This is a genomic window from Echinicola rosea (genome assembly GCF_005281475.1).
Classification (GTDB): domain Bacteria; phylum Bacteroidota; class Bacteroidia; order Cytophagales; family Cyclobacteriaceae; genus Echinicola; species Echinicola rosea.
This window is the reverse complement of record NZ_CP040106.1, coordinates 4236206-4248796: the sequence shown is the minus strand read 5'-3', so window position 1 is coordinate 4248796 and position 12591 is coordinate 4236206. Positions and strand designations below refer to the sequence as shown.

Below are 12591 nucleotides of genomic sequence, written 5' to 3'. Positions count from 1 at the left end.
GTTTGCCAAATTCTAGCTTGGCTTTCAGCTCGATACTTTGTTACTTTTTTCCTTCAGGTGAAAAAAGTAACCAAAAAACCCCGCTGCTGTGAGGTATTTGACTAAAATCAAAGCCAGCACTCGCGCAGGAAAACTCCTCTATTTGAGCTGTAAACCAGATTTTTGTGCTGATTCACGTCAGACAATCCTGCGCCTTTTCCAGCCCACTTCTTTGATTCATTAACGTCAAATACCTCAAGGCAGAACAGAAAATCCCCATTGAAAAGGATCATGAATTAACGGTAAAATAACCGGTCTCTTGTCTTTACCCACTATAATCCATATAGATCCCACTTTGAATCCAGCGGGTTACAGAATTCCAGAGGCAGGAAAGAGCTATTTTGTTGTAAGAATAATTGTTTTGAAACCAAAAAGACTATAATTCATCTTCATTTTTGATATCTTGATAGCTGTATGAAAAAAAGACCCAGCACCATAACCGACATTGCCAGGGCGTTGAATATCGCCGCTTCCACCGTTTCCCGGGCCTTGCACGATAGTCCGTCCATCAGCAACGAAACCAAGCAAGCGGTAATCAAAATGGCCAAGCAAATGGATTATCAACCCAATATGCTTGCCGTAAGCCTTTTGAGCAAAAGGACCAAGACCATTGGAGTGATCGTTCCGGAGATCACCAGTTATTTTTTTTCTACGGTCATCAGCGGTGTCCAGGATATGGTAAATGAAGCAGGCTACAAGCTGGTGATCTGCCAATCCAATGAATCCTTCGAAGAGGAACAAAAGCTGATCGAAACACTCGCCCTGAACAGGGTAGATGGTTTTCTGATTTCCCCGGCCTCCAAAACCATGAAATTTTCACACCTTGAGCGGCTAAGGACTTCAGGGATTCCAGTGGTGGTATTTGATAGGGATTGTCCCGGTTTTGAAGCGGATAGGGTATTGGTAGATGATTTTGATGGAGCTTTTCAAGCTGTAGAGTACTTGATCAAAACGGGGTGTAGGCGGATTGCTCATATTGCAGGCCCCAAAAACCTGACTACCTGTCAACACCGAATGGACGGCTATGCCAAAGCCTTGCAAAAGCACCACTTGTCAGTCGAAGAGGACTTGATCGAAAGGGTAGAAGGGTTTACCTCCGAAGATGGGGAAGAAGCGACCAAACTGCTGCTGAACCTCCATTCACCACCTGATGCGATTTTTGCAATAAACGACGCCGTGGCGATTGGGGCGATGGCGATTATCCGTGAGCGAGGACTAAGGATTCCAGAGGATATTTCTATCGTTGGGTTTGATGATGAGCCTTATAGTAAATATTTTCACCCCTCCCTGACTTCTGTTTGGCAGCCTGTATATGAGCTTGGGATGCTTTCTTCGAAGATTCTGATGAACCACCTTTCGTCTGAAATCGATAACCCGCATTATCGGTATGAACTGCTAAAACCTGAACTCATCATCCGAAAATCATCCAAAGATTTGTAAAAAGGCCTTCACCCCGTTTTATGCATTAGGAATCGAAATAGATAGGCTAGTGCATAAAGCGGGTTCAAATAGTGATTATTCCCACCAATCAATTCGTGGCTTGTTTTGCGTAATTCTGGGCGAATCAATCTCTTAACTTTGATTCTATAGTGCCTTGCACGAGATCGATCATAAAATGATCTGAAGGAATATCCGCTAACATGGAATGGAATATACTGGAAAAATTGACCATAAATTGTCCAAAGGCTTCCTTTTTATCGGGAGTTAAGTTGGAGATGGATTCCATCAGGTATGTTGTGGCCTTCCACGTTGTCTTCCCCATGTCTTCCTCAGCCAACTGATCTCCATTTTTGACAAAATAAAATGCTGTGATTAGCTCCTGCCCACCCAGATCGGCCAACCATGATTTTTTGATCCCCTGGCGCTTAAGGCTGTTTGAGAACTGCTTAAAAAGCTTGGGGTTGGGTGTTTTATCGGTCAAGAATTTATTTCGAAGATCGCTGTTTTCTAGTGTAGCCCAGTATGCCAATTCCATCCCGGTAAGCGATAACAATTTACCTGTGTGGTTTTCGGGCCAGTCATTTGGAATAAACCGAAGCCTGACCAGTTCCTTAAGATGGTGGCTGGTGTAATCCAGGTAAGTGGTAGCGTTTAGGATGTTTTCTTTCCAGATAGCAGGTTCATGTTGCGCCGTCAAATGGTCGTGTTCCATTTTATACAGCGTGAAGAATTCATCCATTCTTTGGACTTTTCGGAGACGGTGGGTTTCCACTTCTATTTTACCGGGTTGATCAAAAGTCAATACTTTAAATGCCGGTGGATAGGCCGCTAAGGAAGGCACTTGTACATTGACCAAGGTGTTGTCGATTTCTGACGTAAAGATGCCGGTGTCATTGATGTGCATATGTCCGGCCACGTGTACTTTGATGCCTGCATCTGCGTAGGCGGCAGAGATGGCAGGCAGCGGACTACGTGTCAATTGGAATTTTTCAGGACCAAAAGTCTTTTTGAGCAGTTTATCGGTGCCATCGTTGAACTCGACCAGAGGATAATGACTAAATGAAACCAAGATTTTTCCTCTTTTTTCGGCTTCTTTGGCGATTTTTTTGATCCATTCCAGTTGGTGGCTTTTTTGGTCTTTGGCAAGGTTAAAGCCTACACTGGATCCTTTAAAAATCCCCGTTCCTCCCACAGGAAAGTAAACGTTGGCATCGATGCCCAGTAGCCAAATTCCTTCCACAGGCTCTACCAGGTAACTGAGGTCCAGAAGGGAGTCAGCAGCAGAGATATCAAAGTACCGATTGGCCAATACTGCATTTTTTTCGGCTTTTTGGAAGCTATAGCCTTCATAGTCCAATGCTTCGAATGGATGCGTCCAAAAAACGTCTTCCTCAGAAGGATAAAAACCAAAGACTCCCAGCTCTTCCAAAATGTCCAGATAACCACCATAGGCAATTTGATCCGAAAAAGCCACGGGCAAGTCTGCTGGAAGATGGTGTCTTAGGTAGCTAGTATCACTGACCAATGCTTGTGGTTTGCCTCCAGGTCCCATAAAATCATATTTACCGCCAGGGCTCCTTGTAGCGGTAACCGGATCGTGGTTTCCCGTGGTAAGGTAAAAACGTAGGCCGTATGCTTCACTAAACTCGGAAAGAATGCTGTTTAGTGCTTTTAGGTTCATCGGTTGGCCATCATCGCTGAAATCCCCCGGCAATACGACTATTTTTATACCTTGAGCGACCACTTCCTTCAGTGCTTCATGGAAGGCGAAATAGTTTTCATTAAATAGTCTGGTAGAGTGGATTTGGGCATTCATTGTTCGGATGGTGGCATATTTCCCTGTTTGGGGATGATAGACTCCCTTAAATTCACCTTCCCCTAAATCAGCGTACACATCCTGTAAATGCACATCGGCCAGAAAAGCGATTTGCACATTGTCGTTTTTCTGGCCGAAAGCATGATTATCCACCAATAGGAGCATCAATGAACATGAAAAAAATAGAATGGAATGAAAAGCAGCTTTTCCGTTTGCTTTTAAAGAAAACATGGTGTGTAACTTATTAAGTTGGTAGGGCAAAATGGTTGATGGTTTAATCTCCCTTACTAGTTGAGTATTAGTCTTAAACAATTATTTAAAATTAGTGAATATTATAGTGAATTACACGGGTTTAGTGCACAAAATACTGATATGCATTAATGCAAACCTTTGCATGACGATATAATGGCTAAAGTTTTTTAAATAGTTCAAATAATGGGATTATTGAGAGACTGTAGTGACCAACATCCTTGGTACTCGCCCGTTACCTCTGCTGTCATTGTTGTACCGAGGGCTGAGCCCCCGTTGTACCCACACGCCGGTTGTACCGAGGGCTGTGCCCCGGTACGAAGTAGTCTTGAGCTTGCAGCTCAATAACACGAACTGCAGATTAGGTTGTCTTCACCGTATCGGAAATGAATAAGTAGTGAAGGGTTTGATGGAAGTTGTATTGGTATGATGTATTGAGTTAATAAACTCAATTTTCGCGGTGCCGGGGCATAGCCCTCGTCACAACCGCATTAGGAGTAACGACCAAGCTCGTTGTACCCACCCGCCGGTTGTACAGAGGGCTGTGCCCCGGTACGAAGTAGCCTTGAGCTTGCAGCTCAATAACACGAACTGCAGATTTAGGTTGTCTTCACCGTATCGGAAATGAATAAGTAGTGAAAGGTTTGGTGGAAGTTGTATTGGTTTGATGTATTGAGTTAATAAACTCAATTTTCGCGGTGCCGGGGCATAGCCCTCGTCACAACCGCATTAGGAGTAACGACCAAGCTCGTTGTACCCACCCGCCGGTTGTACCGAGGGCTGTGCCCCGGTACGAAGTAGGCTTATGCTTGCAGCTCAATAACACGAACTGCTGCAGATTTAGGTTATCTTCACCGTATCGGAAATGAATAAGTAGTGAAGGGTTTGGTGGAAGTTGTATTGGTTTGATGTATTGAGTTAATAAACTCAATTTTCGTGGTGCCGGGGCATAGCCCTCGTCACAACCGCATTAGGATAAACAGTGTGACAAGCTACGGAGCTATTATTGCTCAGTACCCATAAAATATCGATGATAAATGAAATCTATAAACAAACCATATTCTATCACTGACCAAAATGGAATTTATTTCCTTACATTGACAGTATTGGATTGGCTAGATGTCTTTACAAGAAAGGAGTTTAAAATAGAAGTTGTCGACAGTTTGAACTATTGTATAAAGCAAAAAGGATTAGAGCTGTATGCTTGGTGTCTTATGAGTAATCACCTCCATCTTTTGGGAAGAGTTAAAGAGCCGCTGAGAATGAGCGACTTTTTAAGGGATTTTAAGAGGCATATAGGCAGAAAAATAACGGATAGCTTAAAAATAGAAAGTTTTGAGTCTAGAAGAACGTGGATATTGGAGAGGATGAAGTTTAAGGCTAGCCAAGTCAAGCGTGTAGAAAATTATAAGTTTTGGGAAGATGATAATCGTGCAATTTGGATTGAGTCACACAAGTTCATGGACCAAAAACTTCAGTATATTCATAATAATCCTGTCAAGGCGATGATAGTAGAGCATCCTGAGGAATATCTTTTCAGCAGTGCAAAGGATTATGCTGGAATGAAGGGTTTGGTGGACGTAGTGTTGGTATGATGTATTGAGTTAATAAACTCAATTTTTGCGGTGCCGGGGCATAGCCCTCGTCACAACCGCATTAGGAGTAACGACCAAGCTCGTTGTACCCACCCGCCGGTTGTACCGAGGGCTGTGCCCCGGTACGAAGTAGGCTTGAGCTTGCAGCTCAATTGCACGAACTGCAGATTTAGGTTGTCTTCACCGTATCGGAAATGAATAAGTAGTGAAAGGTTTGGTGGAAGTTGTATTGGTTTGATGTATTGAGTTAATAAACTCAATTTTCGCGGTGCCGGGGCATAGCCCTCGTCACAACCGCATTAGGAGTAACGACCAAGCTCGTTGTACCCACCCGCCGGTTGTACCGAGGGCTGTGCCCCGGTACGAAGTAGGCTTGAGCTTGCAGCTCAATAACACGAACTGCTGCAGATTTAGGTTATCTTCACCGTATCGGAAATGAATAAGTAGTGAAGGGTTTGGTGGGCGTTGTGTTGGTATGATGAATTGAGTTAATAAACTCAACTTTCGCGGTGCCGGGGCATAGCCCTCGTCACAACGGACATAACGGACAATGGAAATAGCCCTTGTTACAACCAAATAACCATTAACCTAGTAGCTCAATCATTTAGTAATCAAAAAACCCAAAATACCCATGAATTTGACCGTTTTATCATTTATTGGTTTTACACTGTTTGTTGCCGGTTATGCTTGGCTGAAAACCCGGAAAGAGAACCTTGATTCAGAAGACGGATATTTTTTAGGAGGAAGGAGCCTTACAGGGATCGTTATCGCGGGCTCCATGATCATGACCAATATTTCTACCGAGCACTTGGTAGGCATGAACGGTTCTTCTTATAAAAATGGTTTTGTTATCGTGGCTTGGGAAGTGACCTCGGCCCTGGCGCTGATTGTGGCTGCATTGTATTTTGTGCCGCGTTACCTTAAGATGGGCTTGACCACCATCCCGCAATACCTAGAAAATCGGTTTGACGCTGGCATAAGGTCAATGGTGGCCTTTTTCCTGTTGGTATCTTTTGCCATCACACTGTTGCCCATCGTGCTTTATACCGGAGCCATTAATATCGAGAGCCTTTTTAATGTATCAGCGGTATTGAACGTGAGTCAGGAACAGGGGCTATGGTACACTGTCTTGGCGGTCGGCGGTATTGGCTCAATTTATGCCATCTTTGGAGGTTTGAAAGCAGTCGCCGTTTCGGATACCATTAATGGATACGGCTTACTGTTGGCGGGGCTGATGGTGCCATTGATTGCGCTTTTTATGATCGGTGATGGCAATCCTCTCTTGGGAATGGAAAAGGTTTTTGAACACAGTCCCGAAAAATTCAATGTAGTTGGCGCCAAGGATTCCGTTTTGCCCTTCAGTACACTTTTTACAGGGCTGGTCATCAATCAGCTATATTTCTGGTGCATGAACCAGACCATTGTCCAACGTGCCCTGGGAGCCAAGAACCTGAAAGAGGCCCAAAAAGGTTTGCTATATACCGGTGTTTTGAAGCTTTTGGTTCCATTTATCATAGTTTTGCCAGGAGTGATCGGGTATTATTATTTTGGCGACAGCCTATATGATCAGCAGGACATGGTCTATCCTGAACTGGTAAAGAAAGTGCTCCCAGCAGGCTTGACTGGTGTATTTGCTGCCGTGATCATGGGAGCGGTACTCAGTACCTTTAATAGTGTGCTGAACAGTGCTTCTACCATCTTTAGTATTGATATTTATAAAAGGCTGATCAAGCCAGGAGCGAGCTCTAGGCAACTGGTAAGGGCCGGTAAATTATCGGCTACCGCCCTGGCTATTACGTCCATTTTGGCTGCCCCGATGGTTGCAAATGCCCCTGAAGGCCTCTTTCAATTATTACAACAATTAAACGGTATATTTTTTATTCCTATTGCATCTATTATGCTTGCGGGCTTTTTTACGAAATGGGTTACCCCTTTGGCGGCTAAAGTGGCTTTGGTAACCGGATTGGCGTTCTATGTCTTCACCACTTTCCTGTTGGATATTGATATCCATTTTGTCCATATTTGGGGAATTGAATTTTTGCTTAATGTGGTGATCATGTTTTTGGTGTCGTATTTTCGTCCCCTGCATGTACCGGCCAGCGTTCCTTCCCTAGAATCTATTATTCCCACGACAAGGTGGAAGCATGCCCGATTACTTTCGGCCATTTTGGTCATCATTACCGTAGCCATTTATATTTTGCTGGGAACAATTTAGCGATGTGAAACAGATGGGTGATTCTCCGTGTTGTTGAGGTGTTTTTTTTGTTTTCAATTTTATTTGACCTGAACAAAATAGGAAAGGCTATTTATTAATAAATACTTTAATAATGTATTTATAAAGTGTTTAAAATCAAATATTTAAAGGGTTGTCATGTATAGAGGAATCCATTGGTGAAATTATTGATTCATCAACGATCCCATTGATTAAATTATGGTCAATCGGTACGCAAACCTTTGCATATTATGTTTTGGAAGTGTAGCCATAACACTTTTACTTTGGTGTAGGTGAAGAATGAAATTTAGTATGGTAAAAATCTATTTTCACCATACTAAACAAGAGTATTTTACCGATGCTTAAAACCTTATGTTATCCTATAACCCAAAGTGACCATCTATGAAACACGTTTTCCCAAAAAAACCATGGCGTCTTATCGCTTCGATTTCAGGTTCCATGCTTGATTTCCCCGATAGGCATCTCATTAAATACTGTTCAAGAGTGTTTTTGCTGCTCTTGATGGTAGTCATTTCGAATTTCGCCCAAGGGCAGTCCTCATCCATTTCAGGCACGGTAATTTCGGGTGAAGACCAACAGCCTATTCCCGGTGCCACGGTGTTGATCAAGCGTACAGGGACGGGCACAGTGACCGACTTGGACGGAAATTTTACACTGAATGTGAGTAACCCCGCAGAAGCTATCTTGACGATTTCTTTTGTAGGCTATGTTACCCAAGAAGTACCCGTAAACAATCAAAGTAAGCTGCAGATTACCCTTGCGCCAGATGTGGCACAGCTTGATGAAGTAGTGGTGGTCGGTTATGGAGAGACCAAGCGGAAGGACCTCACCGGATCAGTAGTGTCCATGGATTCCAAAAATATCCAGGAGGCGAATAAAGTAAATGCCTTCCAGGCCCTTCAAGGGCAGGTGGCAGGAGTGAATATCCAGGCTGCGGATAACAAACCGGGCGGTGGATTTAATGTAAGAATCCGAGGCTCCAATACCATTAATGCCAATGAAACCGTCGAACAAGGCGGCTTTAACCCCGGGCAAAATCCGCTTTTTGTGGTGGATGGGATATTTGTGAATGACATTTCATTCCTTAATCCAGCAGATATTGAACGGATGGACGTTTTAAAGGATGCCTCCGCAACGGCCATCTACGGTTCTCGCGGTAGTAACGGGGTGGTGATCATCGAAACCAAAAAAGGCACGCAAGGAAAAATGACCGTGCAGTATGATAACTATATCGGTGTGAAAGAAGCCTATAATCTTCCTGATATGCTCCAAGGAGAAGAATTTGTCCAATATTTCAGGGATGCCGTAGTAGGAAACTTTTACGCCTCAGGAGACTTCAGTGTTTTACCGGAAGATGTCAATCTAGCCGATTATATGCGGCCAAATGAACTGGAAAATGTGGCCAATGGGGATTATGTCAATTGGATCGACCTGATCCAGCATAATGGTATGCAGCAAAACCATACCTTAAGCCTAAATGGAGGAAATGACAAGACCGTTTATGGAATCGGTGTCGCTTATACACAGGATGAAGGAACCTTCGAAGGGGAGGATTACGAACGATACACGATTCGTGGCAATCTAAGCAGCCAGTTGTCAGAGCTTATTTCAGTTTCCTTTAACAACTACGCTTCCTTTGCATTAAGGAACGAAGGTAGCCGTGAAGGATTAAGAAGTGCGTATCGTTTGCGTCCTACCGGTACTCCCTTTGAGCAAAATGGAGACCCGCAGTTTTTCCCATTGCAAGGAGAGACGTTTATTACGAATCCCCTTTTTGAGGCTGATAATATAACGAGGGAAACCAGGACCCTGAATTATTTGAGTAACCTGTCCCTTTCGTTTACCCCTACCAAAAACCTCAAAATAAGTTCTAATTTTTCACCAAATATTGAGTTTAGCAGGTATGGGGAATATCGTGGACGATATGCCAAATCCACCAGTGGACAACAAGTGAATACGCGCGCAGAAGTAAATAACCGTAACCGCATTTCCTACACCTGGGATAACATTGTCAATTATAACCTTGAATTTGGCAGTGATCACCGGTTGAATAATACTTTTGTGTATTCGCTGTTTATGGATCGGTATGAAAATTACCTGATGCAACGGAGAAACTACAGTACCGATGAGTTTCTGTTTTATAACATCGACGCCGGTTCGGATCTTCGGACAGCGGAGGGTGGGTTTTCGAAACAGACCTTGGAGTCCTACACTGCCCGGATAAACTATGCCTTTAAAGACAAGTACCTGTTGACCCTGACGGGGCGTTATGATGGATCATCCATCTTGTCCGATCAAAACAAATGGGCTTTCTTTCCTTCTGCGGCCTTTGCTTGGAGGATCATTGATGAAGGGTTTATGAAAGAACAGCAATTCATTGCAGATCTAAAACTACGGCTTAGTTATGGAGAAACCGGCAATAACGGCACAGGAGGTGGCTTGGTGCCCCTGGGGTCCCTCTCCCTTATTGGTAATAACTTCACCAATTTAGGAGACCAAATTTCCCAAACGGCGTATGTCACCAACCTGGCCAACCAGGATTTGACGTGGGAGAAAACCAAAGAATTTAACTTTGGACTGGATTTTGGCTTCTTCAATAACCGACTTTACGGATCATTGGACATTTATCACAGGAAAAATACCGGAATCATTTTCTTTAGACCAATCTCCACGGTTACAGGTTTTTCGGGAGTATTCCAAAATGTGGGGGAAGCCGAGAACAAAGGGATAGAATTGGGCTTAAATTCCGTAAACATCCATACGGGTGATTTCAAATGGACCACATCCCTGAATTTTGCCAAAAACAATAACAAGATCACCAAACTTTATGGAGATTTGGACCAAATTCTATTCGGTGTCCAAGCGGGATCCTATGTACATAAGGTGGGAGAACCTGTTGGTTCAATTTATTCTTACGTCTTTGACGGGATCTGGCAGATGGACGAAGTGGACGAGGCCCAAAGTTACGGTCAGCAGCCTGGGCAGGTTCGGGTAAGGGACCTGAACGATGATGGTACCATTGATGCAGACGACCGTACGGTGATCGGCTCCAATATGCCCAAATGGAGTGGGGGAATTGCCAATACCTTCAATTATAAGAATTGGGATTTTACCTTCTTTGTAAGGACCAACCAAGGAGCTGTATCGGCCAGTTATTTTCATATTTCCCACTCGGGTGGATTTGATTCCACACCTGCTCGCTTCAACAGCCTACAGACCAACTACTGGACCCCGGACAATCCATCCAATGAATGGTACCAGCCTAGCAATAACGGGCCATTTTCCGAGCCACTTACTTATCATGATGTGTCGTTCGTGAAAGTAGGGTACATTACCTTGGGTTATAATTTTAAGCAAAATATTTTGGATGCCCTGAAAATCCAAAGCTTGAGATTGTACTTTACCGCACAGAATCCCTTCACCTTTACCAATTATGAAGGCTGGGATCCTGAAAATGCCGCTCGAAACAGCTGGGGGTCAGCCTATATGTCCAGGATATTTATGGGCGGTATCAATGTTAAATTTTAATCAGAAAGCATCATGAAGAACTATATTATATTATTCGTAAGTGTCATCGGAATCATGGGCTTGTCTTCTTGCTCGGACTTTCTGGAAGAAGAAAACAGAAACTACCTGTCCGATGAAATCCTGCTCAGTGATCCTACCGCACTGGATCAAATGGTGGCCAATGCCTATGACAAATTGCGACTGGCTACTACCTTTTATGACCTTGACCACCAAGGAACTGACATCTTTACCAGAAGGGATATCATTGCAGGGATCAGTGAGCTAAACGATTATGTCAACCTTCGCCCGGTGAATGGTAGCCTTCAGACGTATTGGACCAATTATTTTAATGTAGTTTCAGCCGCCAATATTGCGATCAGCAGGGCAGACCAGGTCCAGGGTCTTAGTAATGAAGATAGAGCTGTAGGGTTAGGAGAAGCTAAATTTCTACGCGCCTTTTCTTATTTTCACTTGGTGGAGAATTTTGGTGGTGTCCCGTTGGTATTGGAGGAAATAAAGACTGCTCAAACGGACTTTATACGGGCAAGTGAAGAAGAGGTATATGCCCAAATGATCAGTGATTTGGACGAGGCACTGGCTGGGGTTAACGAGTCTCCTGCCCAATATGGTAAGGTATCCAAGGATGCCGTAAGACATCTAAAGGCAAAAGTGCTTTTGACAAGAGGTTATAAAGATTTTGGCAGTGCCGCTGACTTTACTGAAGCGGCTGCTTTGGCAGAAACCGTAATTGATAAGCATCCATTGGTAGATGATTATGCCTCATTGGTTTCCATAGAGAACCAACGAAACGATGAGGTCATCTTTTCCTTGCTCTACGGAGATAATCCCGTTTCCAGGGGACTCGGTAACAACCGACATTTGCTGTTTAAATTTGTTTACGACGTGTATCCCGGCCAGACCCGGTCCACCCTATATCACAGAGGGCTGGGAAGGGCACCGACACCTTACTTCTTCAGCTTGTTTGAAGCGGGCGACGAGAGGGAGAACGCTACGATCAGAAGGTTGATGATTGCGGAAGTGAATGGGCCAGATGGGGTTATTCAAGCAGGGGACACCAGTATTTACTTTCCCAAAACAGACTGGTCGGAAGCCATTATCAGTAGTAAAGATTACGTGGTTTTTAATCCTGACGAATATTTTACACCTGATGGATTGACCCAAGTTCATTTTCCCAATTTCAGGAAATTTGACGATCCTGGTGTACCATATACCAATCCAGGTATTAATCCGGACGGGGAAAGGGATGCCATTCTGATCCGATCAGGAGAGACAAGACTGATTGCTGCAGAGGCTTACCTTCTAGCAGGAGATGCCAGTAAGGCTGCAGAGCACATCAATGCACTTCGTGATCGTGCCGGATTGGAGGTGATGCTGGAAGCAGGAGATATCGATATCGACGTGATCCTGGACGAAAGTGCGATTGAAATGGCAGGAGAAATCAGCAGATGGATGGACCTCAAGCGTACTGGCAAGCTGCAGGAAAGAGTACTGGCCCATAATCCCCATGCAGCGCTGAACAATGCCATTAAGCCTTTTCACAGCCTTAGGCCTATTCCACAGAGTGAAATGGATGTAACGGGAAATAGTATCACCCAGAACGACGGATATTAATTGTTGGGGGTTTATGTGCAAGGGAGGTGCTCCTGTTGGGAGCACTTCCCATTTTACCCTTTATACAAAACGACCATAAA

6 protein-coding genes are annotated in these 12591 nt (G+C 44.0%); 5 read left to right on the top strand and 1 reads right to left on the bottom strand.

All coding sequences use genetic code 11. The annotated features are described in order from the left end of the window. Nucleotides 1-453: 453 nt before the first annotated feature. On the top strand, nt 454-1479 hold the full coding sequence (locus FDP09_RS16620) for a LacI family DNA-binding transcriptional regulator (protein ID WP_137403740.1): 1026 nt from the start codon (nt 454-456) through the stop codon (nt 1477-1479). Nucleotides 1480-1603: 124 nt separating this feature from the next. Here the strand turns inward: FDP09_RS16620 and FDP09_RS16615 are convergent, their stop codons facing one another. Then, nucleotides 1604-3526 (bottom strand): metallophosphoesterase family protein, encoded by a 1923-nt coding sequence (locus FDP09_RS16615; protein ID WP_229683553.1) that lies wholly within the window; start codon nt 3524-3526, stop codon nt 1604-1606. 1055 nt (nt 3527-4581) lie between these two features. Here FDP09_RS16615 and FDP09_RS16610 point away from each other — a divergent pair. From FDP09_RS16610 to FDP09_RS16595, 4 genes are all read left to right on the top strand, one after another. After that, complete coding sequence (locus tag FDP09_RS16610; RefSeq protein WP_137403739.1) at nt 4582-5139, top strand: REP-associated tyrosine transposase; 558 nt, start codon at nt 4582-4584, stop codon at nt 5137-5139. A 631-nt stretch (nt 5140-5770) separates the two neighbouring features. Continuing rightward, complete coding sequence (locus FDP09_RS16605; protein WP_137403738.1) at nt 5771-7354, top strand: solute:sodium symporter family transporter; 1584 nt, start codon at nt 5771-5773, stop codon at nt 7352-7354. A 399-nt stretch (nt 7355-7753) separates the two neighbouring features. After that, the gene (locus tag FDP09_RS16600; protein ID WP_137403737.1) at nt 7754-10900 is read left to right on the top strand and encodes a SusC/RagA family TonB-linked outer membrane protein; all 3147 of its coding nucleotides are present in this window, start codon (nt 7754-7756) and stop codon (nt 10898-10900) included. Nucleotides 10901-10912: 12 nt separating this feature from the next. Beyond that, nucleotides 10913-12511 (top strand): RagB/SusD family nutrient uptake outer membrane protein, encoded by a 1599-nt coding sequence (locus FDP09_RS16595; protein ID WP_137403736.1) that lies wholly within the window; start codon nt 10913-10915, stop codon nt 12509-12511. Nucleotides 12512-12591 lie beyond the last annotated feature (80 nt).